Raw genomic sequence first — 18,240 nt, 5'->3', positions numbered from 1 at the left:
TATGGGCATGTTGGAAATATTGAGAAATGCCTGGAAGATTCCCGATTTAAAAAGAAAACTTATATTCACAGTATGTCTTTTGCTTGTTTATAGAGTTGGTTCCCATATACCTGTTCCGGGTTTGAATCCGGCTGAGTTCCAGAGGTTGGTTGAACAAGGCGGACAGCTTTTCGGGTTTTTTGATATAGTATCAGGCGGAGCCTTTAAGCTCGCAACGATATTTGCAATGAGTATTACACCATATATCAACTCGTCTATCATAATGCAGTTGTTGACCGTCGCTATTCCTAAGCTGGAGCAATTAGCTAAGGAAGGCGAAGAAGGAAGAAAAATTATTGCCCAATACACCAGATATGGAACCGTTTTACTTGCGTTTATACAGGCTGTAGGTCTGTATTTCGGAATTAAAGGTGCGGTTATTAATTCAGGTGTATTAAGCTTTATTACAATAACTTTTACATTTACAGCCGGTACGGCTTTCCTTATGTGGCTTGGTGAGCAGATCACTGAGCACGGCATAGGAAACGGTATATCATTAATGATCTTTGCAGGTATAGTTTCAAACGGTCCATCAGCTTTTGCGGCATTAGTAAACATAGGAAAAGCTGGTATGACTGAAGGTAATTTCCTTATGGCATTAGTTAAGATAATTGCTATTTTAATAATGTTCTTAGCGATGATCGCAGCTGTTGTATGGGTATCACAAGCTGAACGGCGAATACCTGTACAATATGCAAAAAGAGTAGTTGGAAGAAAAGTTTATGGTGGACAGAGCACTCATATTCCTATAAAGGTTAATATGGCAGGTGTTATTCCGATAATATTTGCTATGTCTATTATGATGTTCCCATCACAGATTATAAGCTTTTTCTTTGCAAATTCAAACAACTGGTTTGTAAACTTCTTTAAGAATTCATCAGGCAGTGTCTGGTATGCTGTTTTATATTCAGTACTGATAATGTTCTTCACATTCTTCTATACTATGATTGTGTTTAATCCTATTGAGCTTGCAAACAATATGAAAAAGAACGGCGGGTTTATACCAGGTATAAGACCGGGAAAACCAACTTCTGATTATATTTCAAGGGTATTAAACAGAGTAACATGGTTTGGAGCATTATTCCTTGCAGTTGTAACTGTATTACCGATAGTTTTACAGAATGCAACTGGATTAGCTAATGTGTGGTTTGGAAGCACATCAGTTCTGATATTGGTTGGGGTTGCATTAGATACAATTAAACAAATGGAATCACAAATGCTTATGAGACATTATAAAGGATTCCTTGAATAATATATAGAGAGAGTATCTAATGGTGTTTTTTGTAATGGAGGAATAAAACTATGAGATTGATTTTATTGGGGGCTCCTGGAGCAGGTAAGGGTACACAGGCAAAGAAACTTTCACAAAAGTTGTGCATACCTCACATATCGACAGGTGATATATTTAGAAACAATATGATGAATGGAACTGAACTTGGAATAAAAGCAAAGGAATACATCGACAAAGGTATGCTTGTACCTGATGAACTTACTATAAGCATTGTTAAAGACAGGCTTATACAGGAAGACTGTAAAAATGGTTTTATTCTTGATGGGTTTCCAAGAACCATTCCTCAAGCGGAATATCTGGAGAAAACACTTATTGAGATAGGAACAGATATGGATCATGTTATAAATATACATGTTGCTGATGAGGAAATAATTGAAAGAATGTCTGGAAGAAGAGTCTGCCCTAATTGCGGAGCAACTTACCATATTGTTTTCAATCCCACTAAGGTAGACGGCATTTGTGATAATTGCAAAGCAAATGTCATACAAAGGGATGACGATAAAGAAGAGACTGTAATTAGTAGGCTTAAGACATACCATGAGCAAACAGAACCATTGATAGACTTCTATTCTAAAAGAGGTAAGATGCTTACCGTAATTGGAAAAGAAGAGATTGAAGAAACATCAAAAGCTGTTATAAAGGTATTGGGTGTGTGACAAATGAGCATTCAAAAATCTAAAGCTGAAATAGAACTAATGAAAAAGTCAAGCGATATACTGGTTAACGCCCTCATAAGGATACAAGAGGCAATTAAGCCAGGAGTAACAACTTTAGACCTGGACAGAATTGCTGAAAGTTATATCAGGAAATGCGGTGCAATACCTTCATTTTTAGGATATAAATCTCCTTATAGAGGTGCCGTTGATTACCCGGGAAGCATATGTGCTTCTGTAAATAATGAAGTTGTACATGGCATTCCCGGTTTAAGAGCTTTAAAAGATGGCGATATTATTAGTGTTGACATTGGGGTCTATTTTAACGGATTTCACTCTGATGCAGCGAGAACTTTTCCGGTAGGTACTGTTACTGCGGAAGCACAACATTTGATTGATGTAACTAAACAAAGCTTCTATGAAGGTATTAAAAACGCCGTAGTAGGCAAGAGGATACGAGATATATCAGCTGCTATACAGGATTATGTTGAGAGTAACGGATATTCTGTGGTAAGGGATTATGTGGGGCATGGCATAGGAACAGAGATGCATGAAGAACCGCAAATTCCTAATTACAGTTTCAAAGGTGCAAATCCGAGGATTGTGCCTGGTATGGCACTAGCTATAGAACCTATGGTGAATGCAGGAGATTATAACGTAAAATTGCTTGAAAATAAATGGACCGTTGTAACTTTAGATAACAGTTTATCAGCTCATTACGAGAATACGATTATTGTTACAGAAGGCGAACCTATGATTATTACGGAAACACCTTAGAAGTGCAGGGAAAGTTTAAAATACGACAGCATTAAAGAGGTGGATTCCTTGGATTATAAAATAGGTCAGGTAGTTTATTCAAAAGCTGGGCGAGATGCCGGTAAGAAATTTATTATTATAAGTATTCCGGACGAATCATATGTGTATATCTCCGACGGCGACCTTAGAAAAATAGAAAAACCCAAAAGAAAGAAAGCAAAGCACCTTATAATTACGGAGGAAGTTATAAAGCCGCTGAATGAAAAACTTTTGAATAATATGAATGTTACCAATTCTGAAGTCAGAAGGGCTTTAGAAGATCCTCAACAATAACAGGAACGATAACGGAAAGTGATTTGATAAGGAGGTTTTAATATTGTCTAAGGAAGATGTAATAGAAGTTGAAGGTAAGATAATAGAAGCATTACCAAATGCGATGTTTCAGGTGGAATTAGATAATGGACACAAAGTACTTGCCCATATATCTGGAAAATTAAGAATGAATTTTATAAGAATTCTTCCTGGTGATAGAGTAGTTATAGAGCTTTCACCCTATGATCTAACAAGGGGTAGAATAACGTGGAGAGCTAAGTAATTTAAGGAGGAGAAAAAGATGAAAGTTAAACCATCTGTAAAAACAATTTGCGAAAAATGCAAGATAATTAAAAGAAAAGGCAGAGTAATGGTTATTTGCGAAAATCCAAAACATAAGCAAAAGCAAGGTTGATTTTGGATAATCATAAATTGTGTAAAGCTTTCTTAAAAAGATTTATGAAGGAGCGGCTGCATGATGACAATCATGTCCTGTAATGAATTTTATTAAGAAAGTTACCATAGTAGTTAGAGTATTGAACTTGACTGAATTTAACGGAGGTGTAAAAAGATGGCTCGTATTGCCGGAGTTGATTTACCCAGGGAAAAAAGAGTAGAAATTGGGCTAACTTATATATTTGGTATAGGCAGACCAAAGTCAAATGAAATTTTAAAAGAAACTGGGATAAATCCAGACACAAGAGTCAGAGACTTGACTGACGACGAAATAAGCAAATTAAGAGAAATAATAGACAAGGAATACAAGGTTGAAGGTGATTTAAGGAGAGAAATAGCTTTAAACATCAAGAGACTTATTGAAATTGGATGTTATAGAGGACGTAGACATAGAATGGGACTTCCTGTAAGAGGACAGAATACTAAGAATAATGCGAGAACAAGAAAAGGACCTAAGAAGTCTATCGCTAACAAGAAAAAGTAATATTGAATAAGGAGGTTGAAGAATAAAATGGCAGTTAAAACCGCTGGTGCAAAAAGAACGACCAGAAAAAGAAGAGAACGTAAACATGTTGAACGCGGTCAGGCACATATCAGATCAACATTCAACAATACAATAGTTACACTCACTGACGCTACTGGAAATGCTTTGTCATGGGCTAGTGCGGGTGGACTGGGTTTTAGAGGATCCCGAAAGAGCACTCCATATGCAGCTCAAATGGCAGCCGAAACTGCTTCAAAAGCAGCTATGGAACATGGATTAAAGTCTGTAGAGGTTTATGTAAAGGGACCTGGTGCGGGAAGAGAAGCGGCTATTAGAGCTTTGCAGGCTGCTGGCCTTGAAGTTAGTTTAATAAAGGACGTTACTCCGATTCCTCACAATGGTTGCAGACCACCAAAAAGAAGAAGAGTTTAATAGAAAATATATGGCAGCATAGTCAAAATGATAATAGATGTTGCCTGTCTCGATTATTATACTGGAGGTGTAGAATTAAATGGCAAGATACACTGGTGCATCTTGTAGGCTTTGCCGAAGAGAAGGTGAAAGACTTTTACTTAAGGGTGAAAGATGCTATACAGACAAATGTTCAATAAAGAGAAGGGTTTATGCTCCTGGGCAGCATGGACAGCAGAAAAAGAAGCTTTCCGAATACGGATTACAGCTCCGTGAAAAGCAGAAAGCAAGAAGATATTATGGAATTCTTGAAGGACAGTTCAGAAAATATTTCGAACTTGCTTCCAAGAAAAAAGGTATTACTGGTGAAAACCTTCTCCAAATATTAGAAAGCAGACTTGACAACACAGTTTACAGATTAGGATTGGCTACTTCAAGACCTGAAGCAAGACAACTTGTTAATCATGGTCATTTCACTGTTAACGGAAAGAAAGTGAACATACCTTCATATCTTCTCAAAGTAGGAGATGTTGTAGCTTTAAAAGAAAAGAGCAGAAGCTCTGAAAAATTCAAAGCTATTAGTGAAATTGTAGGAAGAACAACAATACCTAAGTGGCTTGAGTTTGACCGTGAAAATATGGTTGGTAAAGTAGCTGCAATTCCTGCGAGAGAAGACATAGATTTACCGATTGCAGAACACTTGATTGTTGAGTTGTATTCTAAATAATAGTTTATAAACTTAAAGAATCGTTGGATATAGCAACTGAAATGATAAGTCGGGGACCTATGGATTTTAAATTAGACTATTAAGAGATAAAGAATCAGTTGCCCTCATTAACAAATTAAAGACAAAAAGGAGGGTTTTAGGTTGATCGAAATAGAAAAGCCAAAGATTGAGTGCATTACAATTAGTGAAGATAACACATATGGAAAGTTTGTAGTAGAACCACTGGAAAGAGGGTATGGTACAACACTGGGTAATTCTTTAAGAAGGATTTTATTATCCTCATTGCCTGGTGTAGCTGTTACATCCATCAAGATAGATGGTGTACTGCACGAATTTTCCACAGTACCTGGAGTTGTTGAAGATGTTACAGAGATTATCCTCAACATAAAAGGATTATCTTTAAAAATGCACAGCGAAGGTCAAAAAATAGTATATATAGAAGCTGAAGGGGAAGGTCCTGTTACTGCAGGTGATATAACTGCAGATGCAGATGTTGAAATATTAAACCCTGATCTTCATATAGCTACTCTCAATGGAGACCACAAGCTTTACATTGAGTTGACCCTAAACAAAGGCAGAGGATATGTACCAGCTGAGAAGAATAAGCAGCCTGGACAGCCTATAGGTATTATAACTGTTGATTCAATTTACACTCCTGTCAGGAAAGTAAATTACACAGTAGAAAATACGCGTGTTGGCCAGGTTACTGATTATGACAAGCTGACCTTTGAAGTATGGACAAACGGAAGTATTAAGCCGGATGAGGCCATAAGCCTCGGAGCAAAGATACTTAGTGAGCATTTAAATCTGTTCATAGATTTGTCCGATCAGGCTAAACATACAGAAATTATGGTCGAAAAGGAAGAAACTAAGAAGGAAAAAGTTCTTGAGATGACTATCGAGGAACTGGATCTCTCAGTTAGATCATATAACTGTTTGAAGCGTGCAGGAATTAACACTGTAGAAGATCTTACAAACAGGACAGAAGAGGATATGATGAAGGTCAGAAACCTCGGAAGAAAGTCTCTTGAAGAAGTTCTGCAGAAATTGAGTGCACTAGGATTAGCCTTGGCACCAAGCGAAGAATAATTCGAAAATAAAATATAAGAAGCATCTTGTAGTTATATACAAGACCTGTTGATTAAAGGTAAGGGAGGTAAATTAAATGCCATTACAAAGGAAACTCGGACGCGCTACGGACCAAAGAAAAGCAGTTTTAAAAGGTCTCGTAACATCATTGTTCGAGTATGGTAAAATTGAAACCACACTGGCAAGGGCAAAGGAAGTTAAAAATATTGCTGAAAAGATGATAACAATTGCTATAAAAGAGGCTGATAACTTCGAACCAAAGAATGTTAAAGTTACTGCTGCAAAATTAGATTCTACAGGTAAGAAGATTTTAAATGCAGCTACATCACGTAACAATAAGACATACAGAAAAGTTGAAAGAGAAGAAAAGAGCGAAAGAAAAGCAGTTGATAATCCTTCAAGGTTACATGCAAGAAAGATGATTATGAACTGGGTTTACAAGGTGAAGGACAAAGAAGGAAACAGCATAAACCTTGCAAACAAAATATTCGATGAAATTGCTCCTAAATATAAGGATATTAAGGGTGGTTACACAAGAATATACAAACTCGGCGTAAGACGCGGAGATGCTGCAGAAGTTGTTATTTTAGAATTGGTTTAATAAAATATGAAACAGTAACGGGATTAGGTGATGAAAGAATTTCTTAATCCCTTTGTTTTGTAACTAACCGACAATATAAAAGTTATATCTATTTAAAAGAGCACTTTAAACCATGGTAAACAGGTCTAAAGTGCTTTGTATTAGGTCGTTCCCAAAAATATATTATGCAAGTACATTTTTAATGCATTATTAGTCATGATCAAAAAATAACTTCCGTTATAAGCTTCGATTATGTGTTGACTTAGCTCGTTAACACTCACATAGAAAGCGGAAGTAATTTTTCATTCATGCCTTAATCGCTTCCTTAAATAATTTTAAATATGATTGAGTGAGATAGAATGGATAAAAAGAGAATAGAGTTAAGGAATGTTCATTATACATACAATAAAGGCAAAAGCAATAAAGAGGAAACACTTAGAAAAATTGATTTAAAAATTGAACAGGGTGAGTTTATTTCAATAATTGGAAGAAACGGTTCGGGTAAGTCAACTCTTGCAAAATTATTGAATGCTTTAATAGTTCCGGGAGAAGGAACTGTATATATAGGTAATATTGACACTAAAGATAACAATTTTATCTGGGAGATAAGAAGCAGCATTGGCATGGTATTTCAAAACCCGGAAAACCAAATAGTTGCAACTTCAGTTGAAGAAGATGTGGCATTTGGTCCTGAGAATCTTGGCATACCTCCGACAGAGATGAGAGAGAGGGTGGATGGTGCTTTGAAGGCTGTTGGGCTGTATGAATATGCGATTCATCAAACCGCATTTCTTTCAGGAGGACAGAAACAGCGAGTTGCAATAGCTGGAATTTTAGCCATGAAGCCTAAATGTATTGTAATGGATGAAGCCACCTCAATGCTTGACCCTGAGGGGCGGAGGGAAGTTATGGAAACAGTAAGGGAACTTAACAGAAAACATGGTATAACAATAATCCATATAAGTCACCATATGGAAGAAGCATGTTTGTTTGACAGAGTAATAGTTATTGAAAAGGGTTCTATAATAATGGATGGCAAGCCCAATGAAATATTTTCAAAAGTTGATGTTATAAAAGAATTGGGGCTTGATGTACCTCAAATAACAGAGCTCTTATATGAATTGAACAAAAACGGTATTAAACTTCCTTTAGATATTGGCAATATTGAAGAGGCCGCTTGTAAATTGATTAAAGTTATAATGGATGAGTGTGGTAGAGATGGCTATAGTAATTAACAATCTTAGGCATACCTATATGGTTGGAAGCCCATATGAAAAAAATGCATTGATAGACATTAACATAAATATAAATGACGGTGAATCGGTAGGCATAATCGGGCATACAGGCTCAGGCAAGTCTACACTCGTCCAGCACTTAAACGGCATACTCATGCCTGTTAGTGGAAGCATTAATATCAATGGAATTGATGTAAATAAAAAAAATATGAAGGAAATAAGAAAGCAGGTAGGATTGGTGTTTCAATATCCGGAGCACCAGCTTTTTGAGGAAACTGTTTTCAAGGATATAGGATATGGCCTTTCAAAACAGGGCTATGAAGGTAAAACAGTTGAAGAAAAAATTCTGCAAACTATAAATATAATTGGGCTTGATAAAAACTTATTGGAGAAATCACCATTTCGTCTTTCTGGAGGGGAGAAAAGGAAGGTTGCAATAGCAGGGGTTCTTGCCATGAAACCTAAGGTGCTGATTCTTGATGAACCAGGAGCAGGACTTGATCCAAAGGGCAGAGATGAAATATATGATGCAGTTGTAAAATTTAAAAAAGAAAATAACGCAACAATAATACTTGTCTCACATAGCATGGAAGATTTAGCCAGGTATGTAGATAGGATTATTGTTTTAAATAGAGGAAGGATAGAGATGGATGGCACGGTAGCAGAGGTATTTAAAAATGACGAGTTGCTTAAGAATATAGGGCTATCTGTGCCGCAGATAACATGCTTTATGAGACTTTTAAAGAAAAAGCTTCCTGAATTAAATTCTGATGTATTTACTGTTAAAGAAGCAAAAGAAGCAATTTTAGGTTATTTGAACAAGAGGGAAATATAATGATAAAAAACATAACATTAGGTCAATATGTTCAAGGAAATACACTGTTGCACAGAGCTGATCCCAGAACAAAAATAATATTGACATTTGTTTTAATGATTTATTTTGTTATCATCAACTCATATATTCAGTTTGGATTAGCTGTATTCTTTACTGTAATAGTATTAGCAGGAACCAAAGTACATATCAGCTATGTCATAAAAAGTATAAAACCCATTTTTCTTATTATGATGATAACAGGTATAATTAATCTGATTGCTACAAAAGGCACTACTGCATTGGAGATTGGCTTTGTAAGGATAACGTACGAAGGAATAGGCATTACCGTGAAAATGATTTTAAGGCTCTCACTTATTATTATAAACTCGTCAATGATTACATATACCACAACACCTATCACTGTCACAGATGCACTTGAAAGCCTTTTAGCAGGACTTAAAAGATTCAGGGTTCCGGTTCATGAGGTTGCAATGATGGTGTCACTATCTATAAGGTTTATACCGATTTTAGTTGAAGAAACGGATAAGCTGATGAAGGCACAGGCTTCGAGGGGAGCAGAATTCGACCAAGGGGGAATCATTAAAAGGGCAAAAGGCTACATACCTTTAATGATTCCGCTTTTGGCAGGAGCCTTCAGGAGAGCGGAGGAACTGGCAATGGCTATGGAAGCCAGATGTTACAGAGGCGGAGAAGGTAGGACAAGATTAAAGCAATTGAAGTATAGTAAAGATGATATAAAAGTATCTGTATTATTTCTTGTATTTATTATTTGTGCAATTGCTGTTTACTTGGTAACAAAGTAGGTCTAATAAAAAATGATGAATATAAATATTGATTCGTTGTCAAAGTTATAGTATTCTTTATTCTAGAAGCGAATATAAAGTTAATAAATAAAGGTTTATGATATACAGGGAGGATAACATGTATTATGTAGGTATTGATTTAGGCGGCACCAAAATTGCTGCCGGTATTGTAGATGAGAATGGTGTACTGCTTCACAAAGACAGCGTGCCGACAAAAAGGGAAAGACACTATCAGGAAATAATTAAAGATATGGCACAACTGGCATTAAAGGTTATAAAGGACAAAGGGCTGGAACTAAAAGATGTTAAAAGCATCGGAATAGGGTCACCAGGAACGCCGGACAGTAAAAAGGGCATACTTGTTTACAGCTGTAATTTGAATTTTGATAATGCACCAATTAGAGATGAAATGCAAAAATATATAGATCTTCCTATATACCTGGAAAATGATGCAAACTGTGCTGCATTGGCAGAAAGCATCGCAGGTGCGGCAAAGGATGTGGATGATTCTATTGCTATAACCCTCGGTACGGGAATAGGAGGGGGTATAGTAATCGGTAAGAAGATTTACAGCGGATTTAATTACGCAGGTTCAGAAATAGGGCATATGGTAATTGTTTCTGACGGTGTTCAATGTACATGCGGAAGAAAGGGCTGCTGGGAAGCATATGCTTCAGCAACAGCACTCATAAGGCAGACCAGGGAAGCTGCTGTAGCTAACCCTGATTCGAAAATTAATGAAATTATTGATGGCAATTTGGATAATATAGATGCCAAAACAGCTTTTGATGCGGCAAAAATGGGAGATGTCATAGGACAGAAGGTTGTTGACCAATATATAAAGTACATAGCTGAAGGCCTTTCCAATACAATTAATTCATTCATGCCTGAAGCTGTAGTAATAGGCGGAGGCGTATGTAAAGAGGGAGAATACCTCTTAAAGCCTCTTAGAGAAAGGGTTTATGCAGACATATACTGCAGAGGTTCGGTTCCAAAGCCTCAGATAAGAGTTGCAGAAATGGGAAATGATGCAGGTATAGTTGGAGCTGCAATGCTTGGAAAATAGAAATGAGAAATATTAAAGTTACTATAGAATATGACGGAACAGGTTATCATGGTTGGCAATCGCAGGAAAATGCTATTTCTGTCCAAAGAGTAGTGGAGGATGCTTTTAAAAAGCTGACAGGAGAAAATATCAAAATAATTGGTGCCAGCAGAACCGATACAGGAGTCCATGCTTATGGTCAGGTAGCCAATTTTTTTACAGAATCTAAAATACCCGGAGAGAAGTTTTTTCTTGCTGTAAATTCTTTGCTTCCGCCTGATATATCCATAGTGCACTCTGAGGAAGTCCAGGAGGATTTTCACTCTAGATTTTGTGCAAAGGGTAAAAAATACAAGTATCTAATATACAATGACAGGGCCCCATCCGCATTACTGCGGAGCAGGGCTTTTCATGTTCCGGTTCCATTAAAGCTGGAAGACATGAAAAAGGCTGCCGGTTTTATACCTGGTAAAAAGGATTTCTCTGCCTTTAAGGCCAGTGGAAGCAGCGTTAAAGATTCGGTGCGGACAGTGACAGGGATTGAACTTCAAAAGAAAGATAATATTATCGAACTTACAGTATCGGGAGACGGATTTCTTTACAACATGGTCAGGATCATTGCAGGTACCCTTATTGATGTAGGAATGGGAAGAATCGCTCCCGATGAATTGAGCTCAATTTTGGAAAGCATGGATAGGACCAGAGCTGGAAGAACAGCACCGGCTCATGGGTTGTACCTTGTGGAAGTATATTATTAAAATTGGTATAATATAATTTTTTCAGCATGTTGACAGTGAGTTTACTGTATGTTATTGTTGGCTTTAGGCTTAAAAATAATTGATATAATTTTTAATTTGTACTATATAAGTAAAAGCAATTAGAAATAACTAAAATGTAATATTTTTAGTTATTTATTGGTTGCCTGTATGGAAGGAATGATACCATGAATAAAACTGAACTGTTGGGAAGATGGACAAAAGAAAAGTCCGAAGAGTTATACGGTATTAAAAATTGGGGGCCGGCTACTTTTCAATATCGGATAAGGGGGAAGTGCTTATTAACCCTTACAAGGATAGTGAATCTTCTGCCATAAGCCTTATGGATATAATTTCAGGTGTCAAAGAACGTGGGCTTGATATGCCTGTTTTATTGCGTTTTGAGAATTTGTTGGATTCTCAAATATCCTTTTTAAATAACTCGTTCAATGAGGCTATAAAGAAGTTGAATTATAAGGGTGAATATAGAGGGGTATACCCTATAAAGGTTAATCAGCAGCAGCAGGTTATCGAGGAAGTTACAAAGTTCGGTCAGAGGTATCACCACGGTTTGGAAGTGGGAAGCAAAGCTGAATTGGTTGCAGCACTTTCACTTATGAAGGATAAGGAAGCATGTCTTATTTGTAATGGTTATAAGGATGAAGAATTTGTTGATCTGGGTCTGTATGCAGTAAAAATGGGGTACAAGTGTTTTTTTGTAATTGAGATTCCAGGTGAGCTTGATATAGTATTGGAACGATCCCAGGCATTAGGAATACAGCCCAATATAGGTATAAGAATAAAGCTTTCGGCAAAAGCAGGAGGCCACTGGACAGAATCTGGAGGAGACAGAAGCATATTCGGACTCAATGTTTCACAGGCCATAACAATGGTTGATACATTAAAGGAAAAGAAGATGCTGGATTCATTAAAACTTCTTCACTACCATTTGGGTTCGCAGATACCTAATATCAGGGATATACGTTCTGCTGTGCTGGAGGCTACAAGAGTATATGCAGAATTGGTAAATGAAGGGGCTCCAATGGGTTACCTTGATTTGGGAGGCGGGCTTGCGGTTGATTATGATGGTTCAAATACCAATTACACCAATAGCCGTAATTATAATGTTGAGGAATACTGTACCGATATAGTAGAAGCGGTTATGTCAATATTAGACCCTAGCGGAATTCAGCATCCGGTTATAGTAACTGAGTCAGGGCGTGCTGTGGTTGCTTATTATTCGGTATTGCTCTTTAATGTGCTTGATGTGGAAAAATTCCAGGAGTATGATATACCGGACAAGCTTGATGATAATACTTCAGAGCAGATTAAAAACCTTTACGATGCTAAGAAAAACATTAATCTTAAAAACATTCAGGAATGCTATAATGACGTGCTGTACTACAGGGATGAGATTCGTGAAATGTTTAAGCATGGGAGGATAAGCCTTCGTGAACGTTCCTTGTCTGAAAAGATATTCTGGAATACCATAAGCCAGATAGCAAAGGAGAAGTTAAAGCTTAAGAACCCGCCGCCGGATCTTGAAGACATTGAAAGTGCAATAGCAGATATATATTACTGCAATTTTTCTGTTTTTCAATCAATACCGGATAGTTGGGCTATTGACCAGTTGTTTCCTATTATGCCTGTACACCGTTTGCTGGAATTGCCCAAAAGAAACGCAGTTATTGCAGACATAACCTGTGATTGTGATGGTAAGATTGACCGCTTTATTGATTTACATGATGTAAGAAACACATTACCGCTGCACGAAATGAAAAACGGAGATGATTATTATCTGGGAGTATTTCTTGTAGGTGCTTACCAGGAAACCCTGGGTGATTTACACAATCTTTTTGGTGATACAAATGTTGTAAGCGTACGAATATATCCTGACGGCAATTTTGATTTTGTAAACGAAATTCATGGCGATAGCGTAGCAGATGTTCTTTCCTATGTAGAGTTTGATCCGAAAGACATGCTTGTAAGTTTTAGAGAAAAAGCCGAAGAAGCCATAAGAGACGGACTTATAAGTGCAAGCGACAGAAGAGAAATAATGAAGGCATATGACAATGGACTAAGGGGATATACCTATTACGAGAGATAGTATATGTTATGTAATGTAGCTATATATTGATTGAATAAATAAATTACTATATTTAAGAAAACACTTTATCCGCAAGGTGTTTTTTCTTTGGGTTTTTGAAATGCCAAATTGGCCAGTTATTTATCTGCTAATAAATTATCAAAAAATGAAATGGTGGCCGATTATGTGAGAGATATCGATACAATAGATGAAAAAAATAGAGGATAAGTGAGATAAATTAAAAATATAGCTTGACACTTTGCTGTATTAATATTAAAATATTAAAGTGTCTAAAATTGGTTCATTGTGTTATGAATTTATGTTTTAGTCGTTACTGAAGAATTTTGTAGTTAAAGTATAACTTTAGCATTCTAAAATTCAGATGATTATAAATCAGAAGCGTAACTCGTTGTCAAGGAGGTAGAAAAAATAATGAAAACTTTTATGGCTAAGCCACAAGAAGTTGAAAGAAAATGGTTGATAGTTGATGCTAGCGGCAAACCTCTCGGTAGACTTGCTAGTGAAGTTGCAAAATTGTTAAGAGGAAAGCATAAGCCTACTTACACTCCACATGTTGATACTGGTGATCATGTTATCGTATTGAATGCGGAAAAGGTTGTTCTCACAGGTAAGAAGCTTGAGCAGAAGATGTTCAGACATTATTCCGGATACCCAGGCGGTATGAAGGAAATAAAGTACAAGCATTTCATGGCTACTAGACCTGAAAGGGCTGTTGAGCTTGCTATTAAAGGCATGTTGCCAAAGAATAGCCTTGGAAGAGCAATGTATAGAAAATTGAAGGTTTATAAGGGAACAGAACATGAGCATCAGGCACAGAAACCTGAAGCTATCGAATTGGATATTTAATTGAAGGGAGGAGTTAGTACTTATGGCAAAGGTTCAATATTATGGAACTGGTAGAAGAAAGAAAGCTGTTGCAAGAGTTAGACTTATACCAGGAGATGGAAACGTAACTATAAATGATAGAAGCATTGATGAATATTTCGGATTGGAAACACTTAAGGTTATTGTAAAACAACCTTTGGTTCTTACAGATACAGTAGGTAAGTTCGATGTACTTTGTAAAGTTGTTGGCGGTGGTTTTACAGGCCAGGCAGGAGCTATCAGACACGGTATTTCAAGAGCACTTTTAAAGGCTGATGAAGAATTAAGACTGGTGCTTAAGAAAGCTGGCTTCCTTACTAGAGACCCAAGAATGAAGGAAAGAAAGAAATACGGTCTCAAGAAGGCAAGAAGAGCTCCACAGTTCTCAAAGAGATAATATTTACATTGTTATCAAATCCTCAAATGCTTGCATTTGGGGATTTTTTGAATCATAAGGTAATTTGTGTACATTTTCAGTTTCAAATACTGTAACAAAATTAGTTCATTAATTGATCAACATAAAAAAATAAGATTGATAAATATTTCATAGGATGCAGAGGGAAGTAATATGATTAAAAAGATTATTATGTTTGCAATTATAGCTGATATTTTGCTAATCAATCTAACAGCATTTGCACAAGATGGAGCCATGTGGAACTGGGTAGCCGAACCCCAATATACAAGTGCAGTACCCCAAAAGGATGGTTTTGCTGCAGTTTCAAGGGCTGAAGCTGCAGAACTGGCAAACGGAGGAGAAAAGTTTGGCCTGATAAATGAGAATGGGGAACTGGTTGTACCAATGGAGTATTCCTGGGTTGGGATAAGTGATGGTGATGTGTTGGCTGTCTCCAAAACTGTTTACAGGGAAGAAGGAGATACCGATGGATATAATATTGGAACTTCAGGTGAGATGCCAATAATTACAAAAGAATGGAGTGTTGGAAAAGATGGAATCCTTACACTAATAAAACCTAAATTGGACCGATCTGATTGGACATGGGAACTTTTTGCAGGAAAAGATGCAATAGGTTTTAGGAGTGATGATAAAGATTCTCATGTAGGTGTGAAAAATAAAGTAACTGGAGAAATTATTATTCCTGCAGTATATGATCAAATAACACCTTTTAGTGAAGGATATGCTGTTGCTAGAAATTATGATCAAGGAATGGGTATTATAGATAATAAAAATAATATTATAATACCTTTAGAATATAATATTTGGCACGCGTTTATTAACCAACAATTATTAGGACCTGATGAGCATGATGAATTGTCGGAAATGAGAGGAAATGATTTAACGTGCGGAATTTCTAAGGATGGAAAGTGGGGACTTATAAATAGAAAAGGAGAATGGGTTATTCCGATTACGTACGACTCGTTGAAAGAGAATACACCAATGGGAGAATCAGAAACTGGGGTTGCTCAATATTCTGGAGGAATAGCTGCTGCTAAGAAAAACGGTAAATGGGGAATTATTGATATACAAGGAAGGTTAATTACGCCCATTGAATATGAAAATGCTTTTGTTGACGATGGTTTTGCTAGTGTTATGAAAAACGGCAAGTGGGGCAGTGTTGATAAAGAGGGAAAAATTATAATTCCTTTCGAGTACGACGGAATCAGGGGATACTCTGAAGGAAGAATATTTGTAAGAAAAAGTGGTTTTTGGGGCATAGTAGATTCAGATGGTAAAAGTGTTGCACCGTTAATTTACGATAATATATATCCATTTAAAAATGGCTATGCTGTAGTTGAAAAGAATAGTAAACGAGGTTTGGTAAAATTAGATGGGAGCGTGGCTTTGCCTGCTGTATATGACGATATATGGGCGGGAGAAACGATTAATATGGCTAGCGTAAAATCAGGAGATAAATGGGGGTATGCAAAGCTCATAGAAACAGTAGGTGAAGATACAAAAGCTCTAACAAAAGCGTCTGCAATTGATAAAAAATACATAAATATGCAAATTGGTAATCCTAATGCTAATCTATCTGCATTTCTTACTCAAATAGATAAAAATGATAAAAATGTTGTCCCAATAATAAAAGACAATAGAACCTTTTTGCCTATAAGATTTATTTCGGAGACTCTAAATGGCAAAATTGATTGGCTGCCAGACGAACAAAAAATAATCATAGTTAAAGACAATAAAAATATAGAATTGGTAATAGGAATTAACACTGCCACAGTTAATGGTAAGTCTGTTACTCTTGATGCTGCACCAATAATTGAAAATTCCAGGACTTTACTTCCCATAAGATTCATAGCTGAGACGTTGGGTTGTAAAGTTGAATGGAATAGCAATGAAAAAATTGTAACAATAATTGAAAATTAACTTCTATTCCTTTCATATAACCTTTAACTTAAAGCCTGCTTTTTACGGCGGTGAACAATTCAAAGTTATTTTTTGATCATGGCTAAGCACATGGAAAGAGGAAAAATTATAATTTGGAGGTAGAAGGAATGAGTATTGATTTAAGTAAGATGCCGAAACTTGGATTTGGACTGATGCGTCTTCCGGAAAAAGATGGGGAGATAGACATTGCAAGGGTATGTAATATGGTAGATATTTACATGGAGAAGGGATTCAACTACTTTGACACTGCTTATGTGTACCATGGAGGCAAATCTGAAGTTGCAGTAAGGGAAGCTATTGTAAAACGTTATCCGAGAGATTCATTTTATGTTGCAACAAAGCTTCCGGCCTGGGAAATTAAGGTTGTTGAGGATTGTGACCGTATATTTAATGAGCAGCTTGAACGTGCAGGGGTAAGCTATTTTGATTTCTATTTGTTACACAGTGTGGAAGAAGGAAACAATTATGATACATATGTGAAGTTTAAGTGTTTTGAATGGGCTATGGAAAAGAAAAAGAAGGGGCAGATAAAGCATTTTGGGTTTTCCTTTCATGGCTCACCGAAACTATTGGAGAAGATTCTTTCTGAACATCCGGAAGTTGAGTTTGTACAGATCCAATTAAACTATGCAGATTGGAATAATCCCATTGTTCATTCCGGTGAACTTTATAAAATACTTAGGAAATATAATATGCCGACCATTATAATGGAGCCGGTAAAGGGAGGTACTCTTGCAAGTACTACACCGGAGCTGGAAGCAGTGATGAAAAAGCAGCAACCGGATAGAAGTATTGCTTCCTGGGCATTACGTTTTGTAGGTTCTTTAGACGGTATATTGACAATATTAAGCGGTATGTCAAACGAAGAGCAAATAATTGAAAATTTGGAGACTTTTATAAACTTTGAACCATTAACTGATAAAGACAAGGTGGTTCTCGATGAAGTGACAAAGGCTATGGCAAAATTGCCAACCATTCAATGTACCTCATGCAAATATTGCTGTGACGGATGCCCTGTAAAAATAAGCATTCCTGATGTAATCAGTGCTTTAAACGCATTGTACCTGTACGGCGAAGATAGCAGACCCAAATTTTTCTATAATAATTTGGTGGATAGAAGCGGCAGAGCAAGTAGCTGCATAGCCTGTGGACAGTGTGAAGCTGTATGCCCGCAGCATCTTCCAATCATCAATATAATGAAGGAAGCTTCTGAAAAGTTGGACAAGTAGTATAGCATTGAAATTATAAATTAAATAAAAACTCCTTCTATGATAGAGAAATAAAATTATAGGAGTATTATAACATTTGAAGTTATAAATTTAATAAAACTCCTTCTGTGATAAAGAAATAAGATCATAGGAGGAGTTTTTGTTAGAATGCTGTATATTACTCTGTTAGCATGGAAACATCACCTGTGTGCGTAGTGTCACCGACCCAATCAG

20 protein-coding genes and 1 pseudogene are annotated in these 18,240 nt (G+C 36.6%); all 21 read left to right on the top strand.

From position 1 onward, the window contains the following. The first annotated feature begins 7 nt into the window (after positions 1-7). The 21 genes and pseudogenes from secY (at position 8) to Bccel_RS11970 (ending at position 18,027) form a co-directional block, all read left to right on the top strand. Positions 8-1,291 carry a preprotein translocase subunit SecY gene (secY, locus tag Bccel_RS12070; protein WP_036945079.1) on the top strand — a complete coding sequence of 428 codons (1,284 nt, stop codon included), beginning with the start codon at positions 8-10 and terminating at the stop codon, positions 1,289-1,291. A gap of 50 nt (positions 1,292-1,341) precedes the next feature. After that, a complete protein-coding gene (locus tag Bccel_RS12065) occupies positions 1,342-1,986 on the top strand; it encodes an adenylate kinase (RefSeq protein WP_036945057.1) in 645 nt (214 codons plus the stop codon). Positions 1,987-1,989: 3 nt separating this feature from the next. Further along, positions 1,990-2,760: a type I methionyl aminopeptidase gene (map, locus tag Bccel_RS12060; RefSeq protein WP_036945056.1), complete on the top strand. Its 771-nt coding sequence runs from the start codon at positions 1,990-1,992 to the stop codon at positions 2,758-2,760. A gap of 48 nt (positions 2,761-2,808) precedes the next feature. Next, positions 2,809-3,072, top strand: a complete 264-nt coding sequence (locus tag Bccel_RS12055; RefSeq protein WP_036945055.1) for a KOW domain-containing RNA-binding protein — start codon at positions 2,809-2,811, stop codon at positions 3,070-3,072. A 43-nt stretch (positions 3,073-3,115) separates the two neighbouring features. Then, on the top strand, positions 3,116-3,334 hold the full coding sequence (gene infA / locus Bccel_RS12050) for a translation initiation factor IF-1 (RefSeq protein WP_036945054.1): 219 nt from the start codon (positions 3,116-3,118) through the stop codon (positions 3,332-3,334). Between the two features lie 18 nt (positions 3,335-3,352). Beyond that, positions 3,353-3,466 (top strand): 50S ribosomal protein L36, encoded by a 114-nt coding sequence (gene rpmJ / locus Bccel_RS12045; RefSeq protein ID WP_004620818.1) that lies wholly within the window; start codon positions 3,353-3,355, stop codon positions 3,464-3,466. A gap of 156 nt (positions 3,467-3,622) precedes the next feature. Further along, a complete protein-coding gene (gene rpsM, locus Bccel_RS12040; protein WP_036945053.1) occupies positions 3,623-3,991 on the top strand; it encodes a 30S ribosomal protein S13 in 369 nt (122 codons plus the stop codon). A gap of 27 nt (positions 3,992-4,018) precedes the next feature. After that, on the top strand, positions 4,019-4,423 hold the full coding sequence (gene rpsK, locus Bccel_RS12035) for a 30S ribosomal protein S11 (protein WP_036945052.1): 405 nt from the start codon (positions 4,019-4,021) through the stop codon (positions 4,421-4,423). 79 nt (positions 4,424-4,502) lie between these two features. Beyond that, positions 4,503-5,129, top strand: a complete 627-nt coding sequence (gene rpsD / locus Bccel_RS12030; RefSeq protein WP_036945051.1) for a 30S ribosomal protein S4 — start codon at positions 4,503-4,505, stop codon at positions 5,127-5,129. A gap of 141 nt (positions 5,130-5,270) precedes the next feature. Further along, positions 5,271-6,218, top strand: a complete 948-nt coding sequence (locus Bccel_RS12025; protein WP_036945050.1) for a DNA-directed RNA polymerase subunit alpha — start codon at positions 5,271-5,273, stop codon at positions 6,216-6,218. A 76-nt stretch (positions 6,219-6,294) separates the two neighbouring features. Then, entirely contained in the window at positions 6,295-6,819 is a 525-nt protein-coding gene (locus Bccel_RS12020; protein ID WP_036945049.1) for a bL17 family ribosomal protein, read from the top strand. Between the two features lie 338 nt (positions 6,820-7,157). Further along, complete coding sequence (locus Bccel_RS12015; protein WP_036945048.1) at positions 7,158-8,033, top strand: energy-coupling factor transporter ATPase; 876 nt, start codon at positions 7,158-7,160, stop codon at positions 8,031-8,033. Between the two features lie 34 nt (positions 8,034-8,067). Next, positions 8,068-8,868, top strand: a pseudogene (locus tag Bccel_RS12010) (energy-coupling factor transporter ATPase); the annotation flags it as partial. Further along, on the top strand, positions 8,868-9,671 hold the full coding sequence (locus Bccel_RS12005) for an energy-coupling factor transporter transmembrane component T family protein (protein WP_036945046.1): 804 nt from the start codon (positions 8,868-8,870) through the stop codon (positions 9,669-9,671). The pseudogene Bccel_RS12010 and the gene Bccel_RS12005, both read left to right, overlap by 1 nt. Positions 9,672-9,789: 118 nt before the next feature. After that, positions 9,790-10,737 carry an ROK family protein gene (locus tag Bccel_RS12000; RefSeq protein WP_036945045.1) on the top strand — a complete coding sequence of 316 codons (948 nt, stop codon included), beginning with the start codon at positions 9,790-9,792 and terminating at the stop codon, positions 10,735-10,737. 2 nt (positions 10,738-10,739) lie between these two features. Then, positions 10,740-11,474, top strand: coding sequence for a tRNA pseudouridine(38-40) synthase TruA (gene truA, locus Bccel_RS11995; protein WP_036945044.1), 735 nt, complete (start codon positions 10,740-10,742; stop codon positions 11,472-11,474). Positions 11,475-11,766: 292 nt separating this feature from the next. Further along, positions 11,767-13,578 carry a biosynthetic arginine decarboxylase gene (gene speA, locus Bccel_RS11990; protein WP_242857010.1) on the top strand — a complete coding sequence of 604 codons (1,812 nt, stop codon included), beginning with the start codon at positions 11,767-11,769 and terminating at the stop codon, positions 13,576-13,578. Positions 13,579-13,989: 411 nt separating this feature from the next. Beyond that, on the top strand, positions 13,990-14,424 hold the full coding sequence (gene rplM, locus Bccel_RS11985; protein WP_036945042.1) for a 50S ribosomal protein L13: 435 nt from the start codon (positions 13,990-13,992) through the stop codon (positions 14,422-14,424). 22 nt (positions 14,425-14,446) lie between these two features. Then, entirely contained in the window at positions 14,447-14,839 is a 393-nt protein-coding gene (gene rpsI, locus Bccel_RS11980; protein ID WP_036945040.1) for a 30S ribosomal protein S9, read from the top strand. Between the two features lie 171 nt (positions 14,840-15,010). Continuing rightward, complete coding sequence (locus Bccel_RS11975; RefSeq protein ID WP_036945039.1) at positions 15,011-16,777, top strand: WG repeat-containing protein; 1,767 nt, start codon at positions 15,011-15,013, stop codon at positions 16,775-16,777. A 128-nt stretch (positions 16,778-16,905) separates the two neighbouring features. After that, a complete protein-coding gene (locus tag Bccel_RS11970) occupies positions 16,906-18,027 on the top strand; it encodes an aldo/keto reductase (protein WP_036945037.1) in 1,122 nt (373 codons plus the stop codon). The last annotated feature ends 213 nt before the right edge of the window (positions 18,028-18,240 follow it).

It is taken from the genome of Pseudobacteroides cellulosolvens ATCC 35603 = DSM 2933 (genome assembly GCF_001262605.1).
GTDB lineage: Bacteria > Bacillota > Clostridia > Acetivibrionales > DSM-2933 > Pseudobacteroides > Pseudobacteroides cellulosolvens.
Note: the sequence above shows the minus strand (reverse complement) of the source record. Positions and strands in the feature narration are given on the sequence as shown.